General features: G+C 63.7%; 19 protein-coding genes. 14 read left to right on the top strand and 5 right to left on the bottom strand.

Going from position 1 to position 19787, the window contains the following annotated elements; translation table 11 throughout:
• Positions 1 to 46 precede the first annotated feature (46 nt).
• From FOY51_RS27505 to FOY51_RS27825, 3 genes are all read left to right on the top strand, one after another.
• Positions 47 to 220, top strand: coding sequence for a hypothetical protein (locus tag FOY51_RS27505; protein ID WP_235916146.1), 174 nt, complete (start codon positions 47 to 49; stop codon positions 218 to 220).
• The gene (locus FOY51_RS06245) at positions 217 to 1419 is read left to right on the top strand and encodes an MAB_1171c family putative transporter (RefSeq protein ID WP_149429307.1); all 1203 of its coding nucleotides are present in this window, start codon (positions 217 to 219) and stop codon (positions 1417 to 1419) included. Before FOY51_RS27505 ends, FOY51_RS06245 begins: the two co-directional genes overlap by 4 nt.
• A gap of 506 nt (positions 1420 to 1925) precedes the next feature.
• A complete protein-coding gene (locus FOY51_RS27825) occupies positions 1926 to 2060 on the top strand; it encodes a hypothetical protein (protein ID WP_290367875.1) in 135 nt (44 codons plus the stop codon).
• A gap of 308 nt (positions 2061 to 2368) precedes the next feature.
• Here FOY51_RS27825 and nrdF read toward each other — a convergent pair whose 3' ends face one another.
• The 5 genes from nrdF to FOY51_RS06215 form a co-directional block, all read right to left on the bottom strand.
• A complete protein-coding gene (gene nrdF / locus FOY51_RS06235) occupies positions 2369 to 3331 on the bottom strand; it encodes a class 1b ribonucleoside-diphosphate reductase subunit beta (RefSeq protein ID WP_214633075.1) in 963 nt (320 codons plus the stop codon).
• A 49-nt stretch (positions 3332 to 3380) separates the two neighbouring features.
• On the bottom strand, positions 3381 to 5561 hold the full coding sequence (gene nrdE, locus FOY51_RS06230) for a class 1b ribonucleoside-diphosphate reductase subunit alpha (protein WP_149429305.1): 2181 nt from the start codon (positions 5559 to 5561) through the stop codon (positions 3381 to 3383).
• Positions 5519 to 5962 carry a class Ib ribonucleoside-diphosphate reductase assembly flavoprotein NrdI gene (gene nrdI, locus FOY51_RS06225; RefSeq protein ID WP_149429304.1) on the bottom strand — a complete coding sequence of 148 codons (444 nt, stop codon included), beginning with the start codon at positions 5960 to 5962 and terminating at the stop codon, positions 5519 to 5521. Before nrdI ends, nrdE begins: the two co-directional genes overlap by 43 nt.
• A 47-nt stretch (positions 5963 to 6009) precedes the next feature.
• Positions 6010 to 6243 (bottom strand): glutaredoxin-like protein NrdH, encoded by a 234-nt coding sequence (gene nrdH, locus FOY51_RS06220; protein WP_149429303.1) that lies wholly within the window; start codon positions 6241 to 6243, stop codon positions 6010 to 6012.
• A 479-nt stretch (positions 6244 to 6722) separates the two neighbouring features.
• Positions 6723 to 7271 carry an NAD(P)H-dependent oxidoreductase gene (locus tag FOY51_RS06215; protein WP_149429302.1) on the bottom strand — a complete coding sequence of 183 codons (549 nt, stop codon included), beginning with the start codon at positions 7269 to 7271 and terminating at the stop codon, positions 6723 to 6725.
• 91 nt (positions 7272 to 7362) lie between these two features.
• Here FOY51_RS06215 and FOY51_RS06210 point away from each other — a divergent pair, with 91 nt between their 5' ends.
• The 11 genes from FOY51_RS06210 to FOY51_RS06160 all read left to right on the top strand — a co-directional run bounded on the left by FOY51_RS06210 (position 7363) and on the right by FOY51_RS06160 (position 19736).
• Entirely contained in the window at positions 7363 to 7989 is a 627-nt protein-coding gene (locus FOY51_RS06210; protein WP_371830408.1) for a TetR/AcrR family transcriptional regulator, read from the top strand.
• 265 nt (positions 7990 to 8254) lie between these two features.
• Complete coding sequence (locus FOY51_RS06205; RefSeq protein ID WP_149429300.1) at positions 8255 to 9745, top strand: DEAD/DEAH box helicase; 1491 nt, start codon at positions 8255 to 8257, stop codon at positions 9743 to 9745.
• Between the two features lie 35 nt (positions 9746 to 9780).
• Positions 9781 to 10743: a 5-dehydro-2-deoxygluconokinase gene (gene iolC, locus FOY51_RS06200; RefSeq protein ID WP_149429299.1), complete on the top strand. Its 963-nt coding sequence runs from the start codon at positions 9781 to 9783 to the stop codon at positions 10741 to 10743.
• Entirely contained in the window at positions 10736 to 11641 is a 906-nt protein-coding gene (locus FOY51_RS06195) for a Cgl0159 family (beta/alpha)8-fold protein (RefSeq protein WP_149429298.1), read from the top strand. Before iolC ends, FOY51_RS06195 begins: the two co-directional genes overlap by 8 nt.
• Complete coding sequence (gene iolB, locus FOY51_RS06190) at positions 11638 to 12501, top strand: 5-deoxy-glucuronate isomerase (protein ID WP_149429297.1); 864 nt, start codon at positions 11638 to 11640, stop codon at positions 12499 to 12501. The genes FOY51_RS06195 and iolB overlap by 4 nt, the downstream gene beginning before the upstream one ends.
• 2 nt (positions 12502 to 12503) lie before the next feature.
• Positions 12504 to 14399 carry a 3D-(3,5/4)-trihydroxycyclohexane-1,2-dione acylhydrolase (decyclizing) gene (gene iolD / locus FOY51_RS06185; RefSeq protein WP_149429296.1) on the top strand — a complete coding sequence of 632 codons (1896 nt, stop codon included), beginning with the start codon at positions 12504 to 12506 and terminating at the stop codon, positions 14397 to 14399.
• Positions 14400 to 14412: 13 nt separating this feature from the next.
• Positions 14413 to 15318 carry a sugar phosphate isomerase/epimerase family protein gene (locus FOY51_RS06180; protein WP_149429295.1) on the top strand — a complete coding sequence of 302 codons (906 nt, stop codon included), beginning with the start codon at positions 14413 to 14415 and terminating at the stop codon, positions 15316 to 15318.
• A 13-nt stretch (positions 15319 to 15331) separates the two neighbouring features.
• Positions 15332 to 16321, top strand: a complete 990-nt coding sequence (locus FOY51_RS06175; protein WP_149429294.1) for a Gfo/Idh/MocA family protein — start codon at positions 15332 to 15334, stop codon at positions 16319 to 16321.
• A 96-nt stretch (positions 16322 to 16417) separates the two neighbouring features.
• Entirely contained in the window at positions 16418 to 17644 is a 1227-nt protein-coding gene (locus tag FOY51_RS06170) for an MFS transporter (RefSeq protein ID WP_149429293.1), read from the top strand.
• Positions 17645 to 17721: 77 nt separating this feature from the next.
• Positions 17722 to 18396 (top strand): response regulator transcription factor, encoded by a 675-nt coding sequence (locus FOY51_RS06165; protein WP_149429292.1) that lies wholly within the window; start codon positions 17722 to 17724, stop codon positions 18394 to 18396.
• Positions 18393 to 19736 (top strand): sensor histidine kinase, encoded by a 1344-nt coding sequence (locus tag FOY51_RS06160; protein WP_214633066.1) that lies wholly within the window; start codon positions 18393 to 18395, stop codon positions 19734 to 19736. Before FOY51_RS06165 ends, FOY51_RS06160 begins: the two co-directional genes overlap by 4 nt.
• Positions 19737 to 19787 lie beyond the last annotated feature (51 nt).

Here is a 19787-nt window from a genome sequence, read left to right as displayed (position 1 = left end):
TGCATCCGACGGCACTCCCGCCTACCGACCGCCGTTGCATGCGCTCATGCCTGAGTTGTCGCCGGACTCGATACAAAGCGTTCTTGGTCGCAGCGACTACGACAACGTACGCGAAGCCGCGGCGGAGACCTTCGCGGACATGCTGATGGTCGAGGCCACACTGCCTCGCCGTCGGCCATCCGTAGTGCGGCGCACCCTCTTCCGCGCGCGCTACCGATGACCTCGGCGATCCCAGACATTGTGCAGTGGACGGCATTCGTGTTCGTCGCGATCGTTCTGGTGGGCCGCTGCATTCTGGTCAGTCACACTCCGATGGACCGTTTGGCGACCCGTGCACTGTCGTTGGGTCTCATGTGCGACATGCTCCGTAACGACTGGGTCGAGAAAGAAATCGCCCGTGTCTTCTCGATGTTCGATGGCGCCAACATAATCAACATTGTCCGGCAGGCGTCGTTCGGTCCGGTTCTGCTTTCACTCATGTGCATCGTTGGGATGGCGCGGCTCGCCTCTTCTCCCAGTGACGACTCGGGGACGATGTGGCGTCGTCAGCGGCGCTACGATGCGGTCGCTATCGCCGCTACCGCGGTCATCCTCGCCGCGGGAACCCCCGCCCGGGCGCACGACATGCTGATCGACGAGTACCTCGGTTGGGGAGCGGCCGTCGCCTGGATCGCGTATTGTTCCGTGCTCGCGGCAGCGTCGATATCGATCATCTATATCATGATCGGGGAACTCCGCGGCGGCGACAACACAGTTCGCGAAAGCGCCATTTACATCGTCGTCCTGGTCTACTTCGGGGCTCTCACCGTGCAATCGATCTATGTACCGTTCGCGACAGTGACTGCTGTTCTCGCCGGCTCTGCTGCGAAGGATCCATCGATGCAGTCGCAGGCGCTCATCGCATTCGTGGCGCTCATCGCCGGTGCCGCAATTCTCACCGTCCCCCTCATCGGTGCCGCTCTTGTCCGCACAGGCTGGGATCGACCCGGACGGTACTGTCGGCGTATTCGCCCCCTCTGGCGTGACCTGACCGACACCTACCCCGAAGTGGTCCTCGAACGCCCGGCAGCAGGGACGCCGGCCGACTCGATCAGTCAGCTGCACCGCATGACGATGGAGGTCCGGGACTGTCTCGTCCGCCTGAACCGACACACACTGCCGTTGCGGCATGACGGCATAGCAGGATCTGAACGCGACAAACTGAGAGACTATGCGCAACGAATCTCTGTCGTGGTCGCCGCGAAGCGGAGCGGGCAACTGCCGTCATCATCAGCACTCAGCCACGCCCGGCAGGCCGGGCGAGGCACGCAGCGACGCGACCTCGCGGCCGAGCTCAATCAGCTCGTAGAGCTCGCACGTATCTGGCGCCGTCTCCATCGGCGAGGCGGTCGAGATGATGCGACAGTCCCCTCGCAGTAGATCAAATCTCGACGGGTTGAGGTCGCCGGCGGGATCGGGGTTGTCGTCGTCGCCATTCGTGCGACGACCTCACTGTCTGCCGGATCCGGCGCTGCCCGGCGAACGAACTCACACGTCTTCGCATGTGAGCCAACCAAGAGCTACGTTGATGTTGACCGTCGACCACGCTGACGATGATGGCGTCACTGAGCGTGACGACGATCGTGCTGTGAAGCGCTCGCTCATGTTCGTGAGTGGCGCGGTGGTGGGCGTGACGACGGGATGCCTATTGGCGTGATGTAGCGGTACGCGGACTGGCACGAATCCGATACAGCCCGTAGCGATATCGAATATCGCGATGCGTGCCGCCCTCTCCTCGGACGTTGGTGTGATCGGCGGCAAACGCGGCGCGAGCGAATGCAACGCGAGGTTGTTGACCGCGCTTGGGTGGCTGCGGGCGGCCTTGTGGATTCGGCGATCGCGTCGTCGGAGAAGAGCGTTGCGGAGTTTCCGGCGACCTTGCAGCGGTGGCGGATGTAGTCGACGGTGCCGCCTGCGCTCATCCCGGCGATCGTGTCGCGGACCGCGATGCATTGATCCAGCGCGGCGAGCACCCCATGTCGCGGGCGCCGTCACGGCGCCGGTTGTCCGACTTCACATGACATCCGACCAGCACCACTGACGAACGGGCTGCCTGAATCCATGTCGTGGTTGGCGAGCACCGGATCGCATCGGGCATTCCGAGCCCGATACGGATACGCAGACGTTGATCGTGACCCCGGTTAAAGCGCTGAAAGAGCCACAAAAGTGCCACAGGAACCCCGGAGTAGCGAGCAGACCGGGCTTCGAGTGAGCGGCGCTGACCGACATTTCACCTGTTCACGGGCCTGCCGATGACCCACCGTAACCCGACCCCGACGAGAAACGAAACGGTTAAACCCCCTTCGAGGACGCCTATGCGCCCCGAGATCTAGAAGTCCCAATCCTCGTCTTCGGTGTTCACGGCCTTGCCGATGACATAGCTGGAGCCGGAGCCGGAGAAGAAGTCGTGATTCTCGTCGGCGTTCGGTGACAGTGCGGACAGGATCGCCGGGTTCACGTCCGTCTCGTCCTTCGGGAACAGACCCTCGTAACCGAGGTTCATCAGCGCCTTGTTCGCGTTGTAGCGCAAGAACTTCTTGACGTCCTCGGTCAGCCCGACTTCGTCGTAGAGGTCCTGCGTGTACTCGACCTCGTTGTCGTAGAGCTCGAAGAGGAGATCGAAGGTGTAGTTCTTCAGATCGTCCTTCTCGGCAACCGTGAGCTGCTCCAGGCCCTTCTGGTACTTGTAGCCGATGTAGTACCCGTGCACGGCCTCGTCGCGGATGATCAAGCGAATGAGGTCGGCGGTGTTGGTCAGCTTGGCGCGACTGGACCAGTACATCGGCAGGTAGAAGCCGGAGTAGAAGAGGAAGCTCTCCAGCAGCGTCGACGCGATCTTGCGCTTGAGCGGCTCGTCGCCCTTGTAGTAGTCGAGGACGATCTCGGCCTTGCGCTGCAGGTTCGAGTTCTCCTCCGACCAGCGGAAGGCGTCGTCGATCTCGCGGGTGGAGCACAGCGTCGAGAAGATGGAGCTGTAGCTCTTCGCGTGCACCGACTCCATGAACGCGATGTTGGTGTACACCGCCTCCTCGTGCGGAGTGATCGCATCCGGAATCAGGCTCACAGCGCCGACGGTGCCCTGGATGGTGTCCAGCAGGGTGAGACCGGTGAACACCCGCATCGTCAGTTGCTGCTCGACGGGCTTCAATGTGGCCCACGACGGGATGTCGTTGGACACCGGCACCTTCTCCGGCAGCCAGAAGTTGCCGACGAGACGATCCCAGACCTCGGCATCCTTCTCGTCGGGTACCCGGTTCCAGTTGATCGCCGACACCCGGTCGATCAGTTTGATCTTCTCGCTCACGCTAGCCTCATTTCATCCACAAGATCGTTAGCAAGCCTTACAGCATGCAGCTGACGCAACCTTCCACCTCAGTGCCCTCGAGTGCCATCTGACGTAGGCGGATGTAGTACAAGGTCTTGATGCCCTTGCGCCATGCGTAGATCTGCGCCTTGTTGATATCGCGCGTCGTCGCCGTGTCCTTGAAGAACAACGTCAGCGACAGACCCTGATCCACATGCTGAGTGGCGGCGGCGTAAGTGTCGATGATCTTCTCGTACCCGATTTCGTAGGCATCCTGGTAGTAGTCCAGGTTGTCGTTGGTCAGGTAGGGCGCCGGGTAGTAGACGCGGCCGATCTTGCCTTCCTTGCGGATCTCGATCTTCGACGCCACCGGGTGAATCGAGCTGGTGGAGTTGTTGATGTAGGAGATCGAGCCGGTCGGTGGAACGGCCTGCAGGTTCTGGTTGTAGATGCCGTGCTGCTGCACAGACTCCTTGAGCGCCAACCAATCTGCCTGCGTCGGGATGTGCAGGTCGGCCTCGGCGAAGAGCTGACGCACCCGCTCCGTCTTCGGCTCCCACGCCTGCTCGGTGTACTTGTCGAAGTACTCCCCCGACGCATACTTCGAGTCCGGGAAGCCCTTGAAGTAGGTGCCGCGCTCTTTGGCGATCTCGTTCGATGCCCGCACCGCATGGAACACCACTGTGTAGAAGTAGATGTTCGTGAAGTCGATGCCCTCGTCCGAGCCGTAGAGGATCCGCTCGCGCGCCAGGTACCCGTGCAGGTTCATCTGCCCGAGCCCGATCGCGTGAGAATCGTTGTTGCCCTGCTCGATCGACGGTACCGAGAAGATGTGCGTCTGATCCGACACTGCCGTCAGCGCGCGAATCGACGTCTCGATCGTCTTCGCGAAGTCCGGCGAATCCATCGTTTTCGCAATGTTCAACGAACCCAGGTTGCACGAAATGTCTTTGCCCACATGGCTGTAGGTGAGGTCGTCGTTGAACTTCGACGGCGTCGACACCTGCAGGATTTCCGAGCACAGGTTCGAGTGCGTGATCTTGCCCGCGATCGGGTTGGCGCGATTCACCGTGTCCTCGTACATGATGTACGGGTAACCGGACTCGAACTGCAGCTCCGCGATGGTCTGGAAGAACTCGCGCGCCTTGATCTTCGTCTTCCGGATGCGCTTGTCGTCGCGCATCTCGTAGTACTTCTCGGTGACGTTGATGTCGGCGAACGGCACGCCGTAGATGCGTTCGACGTCGTACGGCGAGAACAGATACATGTCCTCGTTCTTCTTCGCCAGCTCGAACGTGATGTCCGGGATGACGACACCCAGCGAGAGGGTCTTGATGCGAATCTTCTCGTCCGCGTTCTCGCGCTTGGTGTCGAGGAAGCGGTAGATGTCGGGGTGATGCGCGTGCAAGTACACCGCGCCTGCACCCTGTCGGGCACCGAGCTGGTTGGCGTAGGAGAACGAATCCTCCAGCAGCTTCATGATCGGAATGACGCCCGAGCTCTGGTTCTCGATCCGCTTGATCGGCGCACCGTTCTCACGAATGTTGCTGAGCAGCAAAGCAACTCCACCGCCGCGCTTGGACAGCTGCAGCGCCGAGTTGATCGACCGGCCGATCGACTCCATGTTGTCTTCGATGCGAAGCAAGAAGCAGGACACCGGCTCGCCGCGTTGCTTCTTGCCCGAGTTGAGGAACGTGGGCGTGGCAGGCTGGAAACGTCCGGCGATGATCTCGTCGACCAGATGCGTCGCGAGAATCTCGTCGCCCGACGCCAACGTCAGCGCGACCATGCAGACGCGATCCTCGAAACGCTCCAGGTAGCGCTTGCCGTCGAACGTCTTGAGCGTGTACGACGTGTAGTACTTGAACGCGCCGAGGAAGGTGGGGAACCGAAACTTCTTCGAGTACGCATGCGCGATAAGGGTTTTGACGAAATTGCGCGAGTACTGGTCGAGCACCTCGCGCTCGTAGTAGTTCTCCTTGATCAGGTAGTCGAGCTTCTCGTCCAGATCATGGAAGAAGACGGTGTTCTGGTTGACGTGCTGCAGGAAGTACTGATTCGCGGCTTCGCGGTCCTTCTCGAACTGGATCTCGCCATTGGGGCCGTAGAGATTGAGCATCGCATTGAGCGCGTGGTAGTCGAGTCCTTCGGTGGACTCGACCCGACCCGAAGCGTCTACACGCTCAACCGGTCCTGCATCTGTAACTGTCGGTACCAAAACGATCCCAATCCCTCTCGGACGCGCTCGACGTCCTCGGTAGTCCCCATGAGTTCGAAGCGATACAGGTACGGGACCTGACACTTCTTCGAGATCACGTCTCCGGCAAAGCAATAAGTGTCGCCGAAGTTCGTGTTGCCGGCCGCGATGACCGCCCTGAGCAATGATCGATTGTGCGAGTTGTTCAAGAACCTGACGACCTGCTTGGGAACGAATCCCTTGTCGGCGCCGGTGTAGTGATTACCCCCGCCGTACGTGGGAACGATCAATACGTACGGCTCGTCTACGCGAAAGTTGCCTTCGCGGTCGTGCAATGGAATTCGAGCTGCCGGAATATCGAGCTTCTGGACGAATCGGTGGGTGTTCTCCGATGCGCTCGAGAAGTAGACGAGTGATGCCATGGTGTGTTCGCCATCACTTTCGTCCGAGTCCGACGATCCGATGTGGATCAGGCAGCGTTCGCGGTGAGCGACTTGATGCGATCGGGGCGGAAGCCTGACCAGTGCGCATCATCGGCTACGACGACCGGTGCCTGCAGGTAGCCCAGCGCCATCACATAGTCACGCGCATCCGCATCCTGCGAGATGTCGACCACGGAGTAATCGATACCGGCCTTGTCGAGCGCGCGGTAGGTGGCGTTGCACTGAACACAGGCGGGCTTGGTGTAGACGGTGATGGTCATTGAAGTCCCTCTTTCCGCGGCCATTGAGATAGTGGGTTTCGTGCTGCTGTGCTCAACAAGTGGTAGCTGGAGTCGACCGCCTCGGAGCTGCGGTTCGGGGCCCTTTTCGGCTCTTTCCCGTTGTGGTCTTCCAGTCCTCAAGACACTACACCTAGTGTCCGACAGAAAATGCAAACACGACATGTTGCGAGTCACATCGATGAAATTCCCAGGTGACAAACTCCGAAAGACGAAAAATAGCGGCGTGTCTCGGCGTGTCGTGGATCACATTTCGGTGCCATATGCGCCGGTCCAGCTAACCGTGTACGCCGCATGCAGTCATACCGACACCGGGGCGAGCGCAGCGCACTGCCGCACCATCGATTTCTCGGCCCATCCCAACGGAGTGAGGCGGATGGGGCTGGTGGCTAAGGACCTACCCACACAACTGAGCGCGCCACCTGAAACCAGGTGACGCGCTCAGTTGTAGATAGCGAAGATCAGGCTGCGGCGACCAAGTCCTTCACCACCACGGCGATCTGACCGGCGACCTCGGCGTTCTCACGTGGGTGCAGCTCACCGAACTTCTGACCGGTGGCGCCGACGGTCAGCGCGACATCCTCGAGCACCTTGCCGCCCGCGACGCCGACGGACTTGCGAACGTCATCCTGGGCCCACTTGGCGCCGTTGGCGCTGATCGAGCTGCTGATGACGGCGACAGGCTTGCCGGAGATGGCGCCCTGCCCGTACGGCCGCGAGAGCCAGTCGATCGCGTTCTTCAACACAGCCGGGATCGTGCCGTTGTATTCGGGCGTGACCAGCAGCAACGCGTCTGCATCTGCAGCAGCCGAGCGCAGCGCGACGACGGAATCGATCGGTGCGTCCGGGGTGTCGATGTCTTCGTTGTAGAACGGGATCGAGCCGAGGCCGTCGAAGACCACCACGTCGGCACCTTCCGGTGCAACATGCACTGCCGTTTCGGCGAGCTGTCGGTTCACCGACGCCGTGCGCAGGCTGCCGACAAGAACGAGTACTCGGGACTGAGCCATGATTTCTCCTGTATGTGTGGTGTCTCTTGTGAGAGTCACAGCTTTAAACGGACCGAGGTCCACTTTCATTCCCGACGGTAGCATCGACTTCGTGAACCGTACCGAGCTACCCATCGCCGGCGGCGACGCGGACTTGCTCGGAACCGACACATCCGAGCGTGGCGACGCTGCCCGCAACCGCCGCCTGCTGCTCGACGCCGCCGCTCTCCTGGTTGCCGAACGCAGCGTCGACTGCATCAGCATGGAGGCCGTCGCCGCCCGCGCCGGCGTCGGCAAGGGCACCGTTTTTCGCCGCTTCGGTAGCCGCGCGGGCTTGATGCACGCCCTGCTCGATCACTCCGAGAAAGAGCTGCAGTCCGCATTCATGTTCGGCCCACCCCCACTCGGGCCCGGCGCCGAGCCCATCGACCGGCTGGTTGCATTCGGTCGCGCCCGCCTGGATCTGATCGAGCTGCAAGGTGAAATTCTGCGCGCGGCGGAAGCTGGAATCGACATGCGCTATACCGCAGCGCCACGATTGGTCAGCGTCTCTCACATCGTGATGATGTTGCGCCAGAACGGAACTCCCGGCGATCTTCGACTGCTCGCGGACGCATTGCTCGCCGCCCTCGACGCGAGTCTCGTGCTCCATCAGATCCACGACCAGCACATGCCGATCGATCGCATCGCCGACAACTGGGAAGTCCTCGCGCGCCGCGTCGCGGGTGGTGTGACGTAGTCGTCTAGAGACACAGGTCGGAAAGTTCGCTAATATTTAAATTACTTGGCGCGCGCAACACCTGCGCCAGACGTCGTGGAACGCTTCCTCCTCCGACTCGGGTTCACTCCCGATGACGTGCGATCGGTGCACCCCAGCACAAGCTCTTCTTACGGCGATCGATGTTGCCCACCGGCAATCTCGCCACCTTGTGCTGATCGACGTGCATTCACAACTGCACCGCCGCATCAGTGCAACCCGATGCCTGAAAGGCAATCGAATCTCGATGACCAAAACTTTTGCAGAACTCGGCGTGCGCGACCCCCTCGTCAAGGCGCTCACCGCCAACGGCATCACATCGCCGTTCCCCATCCAGGTCGACTCCCTGCCCGATTCGCTCGCAGGCCGCGACGTGCTCGGCCGCGGCAAGACCGGCAGCGGCAAGACCCTGGCCTTCTCGATCCCCATGGTTGCTCGGCTCGCAGGCGACCTCGCAGGCGGTAAGCGTCGCCCGGGCCGCCCGCTCGGGCTGGTGCTGGCCCCGACCCGCGAGCTGGCTACCCAGATCACAGCTGCGATGGAGCCGCTGGCCGCCGCCTACGACCTGCGCATCACCACCATCTTCGGCGGCGTCTCGCAGCATCGTCAGGTGCAGGCCCTCAAGGCCGGCGTCGACATCGTCGTCGCCTGCCCCGGTCGCCTCGAAGACCTGATGAAGCAGAAGCTCGTCAGCCTCGACGCCGTGGAGATCACCGTCCTCGACGAGGCCGATCACATGGCCGACCTCGGCTTTCTGCCCGTCGTCACCAAGCTGCTCGCCGCCACTCCGCAGAACGGTCAGCGTCTGCTGTTCTCCGCAACGCTGGACAACGGCGTCGACAAGCTGGTCAAGCGCTTCCTTCACAACGAGGTGCTGCACTCGGTCGACGACGCCAACTCCCCCGTCGCCGCCATGACTCACCACGTGTTCGACGTGCACGGCGTCGACGCCAAGAAGGCACTGGTGCAGAAGCTGGCGTCCGGCACCGGCCGTCGCATTCTCTTCATGCGGACCAAGCATCAGGCCCGCAAGCTGGCCCGTCAGCTCACCGAAGCCGGTATCCCCTCGGTGGATCTGCACGGCAATCTGTCGCAGGCCGCCCGTGACCGGAACCTCGCCGCATTCTCGGCAGGCGAGGCCCGCGTCCTCGTCGCCACCGACGTCGCCGCACGTGGCGTCCACGTCGATGACGTGGAACTCGTTGTCCACGTGGATCCGCCCGCCGAGCACAAGGCCTACCTGCACCGGTCCGGTCGTACCGCCCGCGCGGGTAGCGCAGGTGACGTGGTGACCGTCGTGTTGCCCGAGCAGCGCAAGGATCTCGCGATCCTCATGCGCAAGGCAGCCATCAAGGTGACGCCGCAGCAGGTCACGGCGGATTCCGAGCCGGTCAACGCTCTCGTCGGCGAGATCGCGCCCCACGTGATTCCGACCGCTCGTCCCACGACGCAACCCACCAATCACGGTGGCGGACAACGCCGTAGCGGTGGCGGCCGTAATGGTGGCGGACGCGCTGGTGGCGGACGCGGTGGCGCCCAGGGTGGCCGCGGCCGAGCCGGTCAGGGCGGTCGCGGCCAGGGTTCCGGTCACGCAAGCTCGCAGGGCAGCGGCCGCGGCCAGTCGGGCCGAACCGCCGCACCCCGCACGTCTGCACCACGGACTTCTGCACCCCGTGCAGCAGCTCCGAACGGCACAGGCTCCGGCAACGGACAACGTCGACGCGCCACTCGCCCCTGAACGCATGGAGCCTCTGAACGCATAGAGTCGGAGGCGTGCCCGCCGCCGAGTCACATTTCGATGTCCTAGCCATCGGACGTTGCGGGGTCGATCTCTACCCATTGCGGGTCGGGGTCGGCCTTGCCGAGGTCGAGACGTTCGGCAAGTTCCTCGGCGGCAGCGCCGCCAACGTCACGGTCGCCGCGGCCAGGCTCGGCCGCAGGAGCGCGCTCATCTCCGGTGTCGGGAGCGACCCCTTCGGTGACTACGTTCGCAACGAACTCGCCAGGCTGGGCGTCGACAACCGCTATATCGGCACCGACTCGAATTACCCGACGCCGGTGACGTTTTGCGAGATCTTTCCGCCGGACAACTTTCCCCTGTACTTCTATCGACGCCCCAGCGCACCCGATTTGCAGGTGCGTTCGACGGACGTGGACTTCGACGCCGTTCGGAACGCTCGCCTGTATTGGTCGACGGTCACCGGGTTGTCCGAAGAGCCAAGCCGCAGCGCGCATTTCGCCGCCTGGGCGGCGCGGGGACGCGCGTCGCACACGGTGCTGGATCTCGACTATCGACCGATGTTCTGGGCCTCCCCCGCCGACGCCTCTACGCAGATGCAGCGTGCCTTGGAGCACGTCACCGTCGCCGTCGGCAATCGTGAGGAATGCGAAATCGCCGTCGGTGAAACGGATCCGCACCGAGCGGCCGACGCGTTGCTGGACCTCGGCGTCCAACTCGCCATCGTCAAACAGGGGCCCGACGGCGTACTCGGCAAGACCCGCAACACGTCGATCACTGTGCTGCCCAACCGGATCGACGTGGTCAACGGGCTCGGCGCAGGCGACGGCTTCGGTGGCAGCCTCTGCCACGGACTGCTCGCCGACTGGCCGCTGGAGAAAATTCTGCGTTATGCCAATGCGGCGGGCGCCATCGTCGCGTCAAGGCTGGAATGCTCTACTGCCATGCCCACCGCTGCCGAGGTTGCCCAGCTCGCAGAGAAGACAGCCGATGTCTGAGCATGCAGAGCCTGAGCGCCCAAAACCGCTGTGCCGCACCTACGCCGACGTGACCGAACTCCGCGCTACCGAACCACAAGCCATTTCGCGCGCGTGGTCGGCTCGCATCCGCCGCCCGATAGCGCGGGGCAACGGCAGGCTGATGATCGTTGCGGCCGACCATCCGGCTCGCGGCGTCTTGAAGGTGGGCGAGCGCGCTACCGCGATGAGCAGCCGCACCGATCTCCTCGATCGGCTTCGTACGGCACTCGCCGATCCCGGCGTCGACGGTGTCCTCGCCACCGCTGACATCCTCGACGACCTGGTTCTGCTCGGCGCGCTCGACGACAAGGTGGTGTTCTCGTCGATGAATCGCGGCGGACTCGCCGGCTCGCGCTTCGAATTCGACGACACGATGACGGGCGCCACCGCGGCAGCGACAGCACAGGCAGGAATGAATGGCGGAAAGATGCTGTGCCGCATCGCACTCGACGATCCAGGAACGGTTGCCACGATGGCGGCGTGTGCAGTTGCCATCGACGAACTTGCCGACGCCGGTCTGATCGCAATGGTGGAGCCGTTCCTTTCGATTCGAGTCGGCGGCGCGGTCCGCAACGATCTGACCCCTGACGCGGTCATCAAGTCGATCCACATCGCGCAAGGCCTCGGCTCCACCTCTGCGTACACCTGGATCAAAGCGCCCGTCGTCGACGACATGGAACGTGTCATGGAATCGACGACGCTTCCGACACTGCTGTTGGGCGGCGATCCCACCGATCAGGACGAGGCGTACGCGAGCTGGGAGAAGGCGCTGGAACTGCCTTCGGTTCGAGGCCTCATCGTCGGTCGGACGTTGCTCTATCCGGCAGACGACGACGTCGCTGCCGCGGTGCACACGGCAGTATCGATGGTCCGATGACCGACTACCACCTGCGCGCGGGTTCCACTGCTGCTGAACCGTTCTCGTTGTCCATCACGCCACAGACCGCAGGCTGGACCGAATCGAGCCTGCGGATTCTGGACCTGGCTGCGGGCGACAGCCAGGCGTTGTCCACAGACGAAGACGAGGTCATGATCGTTCCGCTCACCGGACCCGCCGTCGTCGAATCGGAGGACGTGACATTCAGTCTCGTGGGGCGACGGTCCGTTTTCGACGGTCCGACCGACTTCGCCTACGTGGGTATAGATTCCGACTACACGATCAGCAGCGAGCTAGGCGGACGGTTCGCGCTGTGCGGGGCTCGGGCCCACTCCCGCAAGCCGTTTCGATACGTCCCTGCCGGCGATGTGGCCGTCGAACTGCGAGGCGCAGGTTCGTGCAGTCGGCAGATACACAACTTCGGTAGCGCCGACACCTTCGACGCCGAATCCCTGATCGCGTGCGAGGTGCTCACTCCGGGCGGCAACTGGTCCTCGTATCCGAGTCACAAGCACGACGAGGAGACAGAACACGAGTCGGCGTTGGAAGAGATCTACTATTTCGAGATCGCTGGTGATGCAGCAGGATTCGGCTATCACCGGGTCTACGGCACCGCAGACCGGCCGATCGACGTTCTCGCCGAAGTCCGGACCGGCGACGCGGTCCTCGTTCCCCACGGCTACCACGGCCCGTCCGTAGCAGCACCCGGATACGACATGTACTACCTCAACGTCATGGCAGGGCCGGGGGCCGACCGGGCGTGGAAGATCGTCGACGATCCCGCACTCACCTGGATCCGAGACACTTGGAAGGACCAGACCATCGACGCCCGTCTGCCCTTCCAGAAGCGAGGAGTGTGAACATGGAACCGACGCTTCGGCTCACCGTCGCTCAGGCCACGGTGCGCTTCCTCGCCCAGCAGTACACCGAACGTGACGGAGTGCGGCACAAGCTGTTTGCGGGCTGTTTCGGAATCTTCGGACACGGCAACGTCGCCGGCCTCGGCCAAGCGCTGCTGCAAGCGGAGCTGGACGACCTGACCGAATTGCCGTACGTACTCGGCCGCAACGAGCAGGCGATGGTCCACACCGCCGTCGCCTATGCCCGCATGAAGAACCGACTACAGACGTGGGCGGTGTCGACCAGCATCGGACCCGGCGCAACCAACATGGTCACCGGCGCAGCACTCGCGACCGTCAATCGACTTCCGGTGCTGCTGTTGCCCGCCGATACGTTCGCCACCCGCGTCAGCGCGCCGGTGTTGCAAGAGCTCGAACTGCCGTCGAGCGGTGACATCTCGGTCAACGATGCCTTCAAGCCGGTCTCCCGCTACTTCGATCGGGTGTGGCGTCCAGAGCAACTGCCCGCCGCCCTGCTCGGCGCGATGCGGGTTTTGACCGATCCGGTCGAGACCGGAGCCGTCACCGTCGCCATGCCGCAGGACGTGCAGGCCGAGGCGCACGATTGGCCGGAATCGCTTTTCGCCGAACGGGTGTGGCATGTCGGTCGGCCGCTCCCCGAGCACGGCGCACTTGCCCGCGCCGCCGAGATCGTGCGTTCTGCCCGTACTCCGCTGATCGTCGCGGGCGGCGGTGTCGGGTACTCGCAGGCAACCGACGCCCTGGCGAAATTCGTGGAGCACACCGGGATTCCGGTCGGCGAGACGCAGGCGGGAAAGGGATCGTTGCCCCACGACCACCCGCAATGCCTCGGCGCCATCGGCTCGACCGGAACCACTGCGGCCAATGCGCTGGCAGCCGAGGCAGACGTGGTGATCGGAATCGGCACGCGTTACAGCGATTTCACCACCGCGTCCAGGACGGCATTCGCGCACCCAGACGTTCACTTCGTCAACATCAATGTCGCTTCCCTCGACGCAGCCAAACTGAGCGGCGCCGCCTTGATATCGGACGCCCGCGAAGCCCTCGACGCGCTGACGGCAGAGCTGACCGACTACCAGGTGGACGAACATTTTCGTTCTCGCACAGGTGAATTGACGTCTCACTGGAACCGAACAGTCGACTCCGCCTACCGGATCGACAACCCTGGTTCAGCGCTGAATCAAAGCCAGGTGATCGGTTTGGTGAACACGCTGTCCGATCCACGCGACATCGTCGTCTGTGCAGCGGGGTCGATGCCGGGTGAGTTGCACAAGTTGTGGCGCACACGCGACATCATGGGCTATCACGTGGAGTACGGCTACTCGTGCATGGGCTACGAGATCGCCGGTGGACTCGGCGTGCGACTTGCGTGTCCAGACCGCGACGTGTTCGTCATGGTCGGCGACGGCTCCTATCTCATGATGGCCACCGAGCTGGTCACCGCGATACAGGAAGGCATCAAGGTGATCGTGGTGGTGGTGCAGAACCACGGTTTCGCATCGATCGGTTCGTTGTCGGAATCAGTTGGCTCGCAACGCTTCGGTACGCAGTATCGATACCGATCGGCAGGCGGCCGGCTCGACGGCGACCACCTGCCCGTCGATCTGGCGGCAAATGCGGCAAGCCTCGGCGCCAACGTCATCCGCGTCGCCAACGCGGGCGAATTCACCGACGCCGTTCGGGTTGCGAAGGCGAGCGAACGCACGACCGTGCTGCATGTCGAGACCGATCCACTGATCAGTGCGCCGGACAGCGAATCCTGGTGGGACGTGCCGGTATCGGAAGTGTCCGCCCTCGACTCCACCAACGACGCCCGAGCGATCTACGAGTCCCGCAAGCGTGCTCAGCGCTCCTACCTGCGACCGTCGGACAGTTGAGAGGCCAACGCACATGAGCACCATTCGCGTCGGCTCGGCCCCAGACTCCTGGGGTGTCTGGTTCCCGGACGACCCGCAGCAACTGCCGTACGCCCGATTTCTCGACGAGGTGGCCGCCGCCGGCTACCGATGGATCGAGTTGGGCCCCTTCGGTTATCTGCCCACGGACCCGAAGCAGTTAGGCGACGAGCTGGCAGCACGCGATCTGCAGTTGTCGGCGGGCACGGTGTTCGAGCACCTCCACCGCGAGGGTTCGTGGGATGCTGTGTGGAATCAGGTCCGCAGCGTCGCCGCACTCACGGCCGCGGTCGGTGGTCGACATGTCGTCGTGATTCCCGAGATGTGGCGTGACCCTGCGACCGGCGCGGTGTTGGAGGAACGAGCTCTGACGGCTGCGCAGTGGACCAGGAAAACCACAGGCGTCGACAGGCTCGGTCGCGCGATGTTCGAGGAGTACGGTGTTGCGCTGCAATATCATCCGCACGCCGACAGCCACGTCGCACGTCAAGACGAGGTGTACAGATTCCTCGACAGCACAGACTCCAACCTCGTCAATCTCTGCCTCGACACCGGGCACATCAGCTACTGCGGTGGCGACAACCTCGCGATCATCGAGAAGTATCCGGAGCGCATCGGCTATCTGCACCTCAAACAAGTCGATCCAAGCGTGATCGAGCAGGTCGACGCTCAGGACCTTCCCTTCGGCGTGGCAGTGGCGAAGAACGTCATGATCGAACCCCCGCTGGGCATCCCGCCGTATCCACCGATCCTGGCGGCCGTCACCGACCTGCGGGCCGACGTCTTTGCCATCGTGGAACAAGACCTGTACCCCTGCGCCACAGACATCCCGCTGCCGATCGCGCAACGCACGCGAATGTACCTGTCCACCTGCGGGATTCCGAGCATCCGCTTCAGCTGAGAAGAGCGCACCCGTGACCGACCCGCACGACCTTCGCGTCGCCGTACTCGGCGTCGGCATCATGGGCGCCGACCACGTCGCACGACTGGCCACCACGATCTCCGGTGCGCGCGTCACCGTGATCAACGACGTCGTCGCCGAGCGCGCCGAGTCGGTCGCAGGCACAGTGCCCGGATCACGCGTCGTGGCAGATCCTTTCGAGGCCATCGCTGCCGACGACGTCGACGCCGTCGTCCTCGCGACTCCCGGACCGGCACACGAGAAGCAGGTGCTTGCCTGCCTGGCAGCCCGCAAGCCGGTCTTGTGCGAGAAGCCGCTCACGACGGACCCGGCCACCGCGCTCGACATCGTCAGGCGCGAAGCCGAATTGGATACGACCTTCATCCAGGTCGGTTTCATGCGGCGCTTCGATCACGAATATCAGCGGCTACGTGCGATGGTGGCCGACGGCACGCTGGGGACGCCCCTGCTCATGCATTGTGTGCACCGCAATGCCTCTGTCCCAGCACATTTCGACAGCGCGATGGTGATCAAGGATTCGTTGGTGCACGAGGTGGACGTCACACGTTTCATCCTCGACGACGAGATCGTGGCGGTCACGATCCGGCGGCCGGCACCGAATCCGGCTGCACCGCCAGGCCTGCAGGACCCGCAGCTTGCGCTTTTCGAAACCGCGAGCGGAAAGCTTGTCGATGCCGAGGTGTTCGTCACCACCGGGGTCGGCTACGAGGTGCGGACCGAGGTGGTCGGCGAACTGGGGAGCACGACGATCGGCGCCGGCAAGATCAGCGCCGACTTCCGCGCGCACTTCGCTCAGGCGTACGACACCGAAATGCAGCATTGGGTCGGCGCGGTGCGCGGTGGCGCTTCGAGCGGAAGTTACGTCGACGGCCCCGGCGCCTGGGACGGTTACGCAGCCGCCGCCGTATGCGCTGCCGGGGTGCGATCCCTCGAGACCGGCGAGCGTGTTGCCGTCGACATGGTGCGTCGTTCGAGCATCTAGTTCGCGGAAAATCGCTGGCCAGCGCGGTTACGGCGCTGCTAGCGTCGTGGGAAACACCCACCGAGCCGTGCGCTCGATCGAGCAAAAGGACCTTCTGTGACCGCGGCACTGGCGACTCCCGTGCGCCGACTTCGCCCGCTGATATTGATCAACCTGGCCGCCCTGCTGTCGGCGACCGGCAATGGAATCACGATCGTGGCCTTGCCGTGGCTGGTGCTGCAGCAGACCGGTCGGGCAACGGATGCGGCGATCGTCGCCGGAGCGGCGGCCTTACCCCTGCTGCTGTCGAGTCTGTTCTCCGGAACCGTCGTCGATCGCTTCGGTCGCCGTATCACGTCGTTGGTCTCCGACTCGTTCTCCGCGATTTCGGTTGCCGCCATCCCGATCATGGCCGCGACGCTCGGACTGTCCGTGCCGCTGTTGGCGGTGCTCGCCGCCATCGGCGCTGTCTTCGATCCGGCGGGAATCGCTGCGCGCGAATCGATGCTGCCCGCGGCGACGCGCGAGTCCGGCTGGTCGCTGGACCGGGTCAACAGCACGTACGAGGCCAGCTTCAACGTCGCGTACCTGATCGGACCTGGCGTCGGTGGCGTGCTGATCGGGTTCCTCGGTGCCGTGAACACACTGTGGGTCACCGCCGCCTGCTTCGCGCTGTCGATCGGCACCGTGCTGTTACTGAAGCTCGACGGCACCGGAACTCCGGACCGGGAAACCAGGCCCGCGTCGATGTGGACCGGCACCGTCGAGGGCCTGAAATTCGTGTGGCAGAGCCGATTGCTGCGCACCATCGCCCTCGTCGACATGGCAATCGTCGCACTGTACATGCCGGTCGAAAGTGTGCTGTTCCCAGCGTATTTCACCAAGCTGGACCGACCGACCCAGCTGGGCTGGGTGGTCATGGCGATGAGCGTCGGCGGCATCATCGGCGCGTTGGCCTACGGCGCGTTGGCAGCTCGTTTCCAACGTCGCACCATGATGTTGGTCGCGGTGAGCGGCCTGAGCGTCTGCATGGTCGGGATGGCGTTCCTGCCGTCGCTGTGGGTGATCCTCACCCTCGGTGTGCTGATCGGGCTGGTGTTCGGTCCGGTCGGGCCGATCGCCAACTACGCCATGCAATCTCGCAGTCCCGAGCACATGCGCGGGCGTGTGGTGGGCGTCATGACGTCCAGCGCGTACGCCGCGGGTCCGCTCGGTTACCTCGTCGCCGGTCCACTGATCGACTCGGTCGGCATCCAGGCCACATTCTTCGGCTTGGCGATTCCGCTGGTGTTGGTTGCCGCCGTCTGCTTCGGATTGCCCGCACTGCGTGAGTTGGATAGATAGGCGGAGAGCTGGGTCGGTAGGAGCGGGTTCGCGGTGTAGGAATGTACGAACCGCGCGGCTTACCCGAAGGAGGTCCCATGTCCGGTGCCAGAGTGTTGGTGGTCGAGGACACTCCGGCAATACGGGCAGCTGTCGAGTCCGGTTTGCGAGAATCGGGGCACGAGGTGCTGGCCAGGGCCGACGGTGCCGAATTCGAGCGAGATCTGACGACGTTCCGTCCCGACCTGGTTGTGCTGGACGTCATGCTGCCGGGACGGGACGGTTTCGAGCTGTTGGACGTGACGCGTCGCTCGTCCGACGCCGCCGTGCTGATCCTGACAGCGCGGGACGGCGTCGCGGACCGCCTGCACGGCCTCACGTCCGGCGCCGACGACTACCTGGTGAAGCCGTTCGTTCTCGCCGAGTTGGTTGCCCGAGTCAACATCGTGCTGCGACGGATGGGGCGGGTGGCGTCGACCGTGCAGGTGGGCGATCTGGTTGTCGACGCGGACGCCGGTGTCGCCGTACGTGGCGGCGAGACCCTGGCGCTCACCGCGACCGAGTTCAAATTGCTCTGCTACCTCGCCGCCCACCGGAACCGGGTGCTGACTAAGACTCAGATCCTCACCGCCGTATGGGGTTACGACAACTACGACACCAACCTTGTCGACGTCTACGTCAGTACCCTGCGCCGCAAACTCGAGGCGTGCGGTCCACGATTGCTCCACACGTCGCGCGGCATGGGATTCGTTCTGCGGGCGGATCCGCTGTGACCGTCGGCAAACCGCAAGTGCGTACCGTCTCGCTACAGCGCCGGGTCCTCGTCACGGCGCTAGGGATCCTGACGTGCACGTTGATCGCCGTCACCCTTGTCGTGAACGTTCTGTTCGGGAGGGTGGTCGATCGGCAGTTGGAGTCCGTTCTTGCCGATCGTGTTCAGCTCGCGCAACAACTTGCGAAGCAGGGCGTCTCACCCGCGCAACTGATCCAGCGAATCGACGAACGATCGGTGCGGGCTCGGCTGGTCCTGGCAAACGGCGCAATCTACGGCAGCCTTCCCGAGGGATCGGCCGAGGACAATCCGGTACGGATCAGGCGTGTTCAGCTCAAGGGTGGCGAGCAGCTGAACCGGTCTCGGCTGACGGTAGCGGTGGACACGGGCTTGCTCGCCGGCGCGCGCTCACGGCTGTTGCGATTGCTCCTCCTGACCGATCTTGTCGCAATCGCCATCACCTTTGTCGCGCTGCTCGTCAGTGTGCGCTTCGCGCTTTCGCCGCTGGACGCGATGACGAGGCTTGCTCGCGACATCGCGAAAGGTGGCCGCGGCAGGCGGATGTCACCGACCCGGACGGACACCGAACTGGGCCGCACGGCAGCAGCATTCGACGACATGCTCGACGGGCTCGAAGGCGCCGAATCCCACGCTCGTAGCGCCGAAGAGCAGACCCGACGTTTCGTCGCCGACGCCGCACACGAACTGCGCACACCGATCACCGGCGTCCAGGCGGTAGCGGAGGCCGTCCTGCAGCAGCCGACGGACGTCGACCCCGCCGAGCGAGAGCGACTGCATCTCTTGCTGATTCGCGAATCGCGCCGAGCTGGGCGACTCGTCGACGAGTTGGTCGATCTCGCGCGGATCGATGCAGGCGGAGTCGCGCTGGAACGGCAGCCGGTCGGACTGTATGCGCTGGCCTCGACTCAGGTGGACAGGGCTCGCCTGCAGCATCCCCAGTTGGCTTTTCAGATCGGTGGCGCCCAGCCGATCGTCCACGCCGATCCTGTTCGCGTCAGCCAAATACTGGCCAATCTGGTCGACAACGCGTGCAACGCAACCCCTGCCGGTGGGAGTGTCCGGGTGACGATCGCACAGTTGCCGGGGCGGGCCGAGGTGACGATCGCCGACACCGGAGTCGGGGTACCTCCTGCCGATCGCGAGCGAATTTTCGACCGTTTGGTCCGGCTCGACCGTGCCCGCGACCGCGAAACAGGCGGCTCGGGACTCGGTTTGGCCATTTCGCGGGGATTCGCTCGCGCACACGGGGGCGACGTGACGTGCGATCCACCAGCCGAGGGCGGCGCGGGCGCTGTCTTCACGCTACGACTGCCGCTCTGAGAATGTTCTGAAGGGTCCCCTCCCGATGGTGCCCGATCCGCGGATCGACGC

This window comes from Antrihabitans cavernicola (assembly GCF_008297975.1).
Taxonomy (GTDB): Bacteria; Actinomycetota; Actinomycetes; order Mycobacteriales; family Mycobacteriaceae; genus Antrihabitans; species Antrihabitans cavernicola.
Note: the sequence above shows the minus strand (reverse complement) of the source record. Positions and strands in the feature narration are given on the sequence as shown.

What these genes read in the sequence shown, in the direction of transcription:
- FOY51_RS27505 (WP_235916146.1), top strand. Translation starts at nt 47, where the DNA reads ATGCCTGAGTTGTCGCCGGACTCGATACAAAGCGTTCTTGGTCGCAGC.
- FOY51_RS06245 (WP_149429307.1), top strand. Translation starts at nt 217, where the DNA reads ATGACCTCGGCGATCCCAGACATTGTGCAGTGGACGGCATTCGTGTTC.
- nrdI (WP_149429304.1), bottom strand. Translation starts at nt 5,962, where the DNA reads ATGGCATCACTCGTCTACTTCTCGAGCGCATCGGAGAACACCCACCGA.
- nrdH (WP_149429303.1), bottom strand. Translation starts at nt 6,243, where the DNA reads ATGACCATCACCGTCTACACCAAGCCCGCCTGTGTTCAGTGCAACGCC.
- FOY51_RS06215 (WP_149429302.1), bottom strand. Translation starts at nt 7,271, where the DNA reads ATGGCTCAGTCCCGAGTACTCGTTCTTGTCGGCAGCCTGCGCACGGCG.
- FOY51_RS06205 (WP_149429300.1), top strand. Translation starts at nt 8,255, where the DNA reads ATGACCAAAACTTTTGCAGAACTCGGCGTGCGCGACCCCCTCGTCAAG.
- FOY51_RS06195 (WP_149429298.1), top strand. Translation starts at nt 10,736, where the DNA reads ATGTCTGAGCATGCAGAGCCTGAGCGCCCAAAACCGCTGTGCCGCACC.
- iolB (WP_149429297.1), top strand. Translation starts at nt 11,638, where the DNA reads ATGACCGACTACCACCTGCGCGCGGGTTCCACTGCTGCTGAACCGTTC.
- iolD (WP_149429296.1), top strand. Translation starts at nt 12,504, where the DNA reads ATGGAACCGACGCTTCGGCTCACCGTCGCTCAGGCCACGGTGCGCTTC.
- FOY51_RS06180 (WP_149429295.1), top strand. Translation starts at nt 14,413, where the DNA reads ATGAGCACCATTCGCGTCGGCTCGGCCCCAGACTCCTGGGGTGTCTGG.
- FOY51_RS06165 (WP_149429292.1), top strand. Translation starts at nt 17,722, where the DNA reads ATGTCCGGTGCCAGAGTGTTGGTGGTCGAGGACACTCCGGCAATACGG.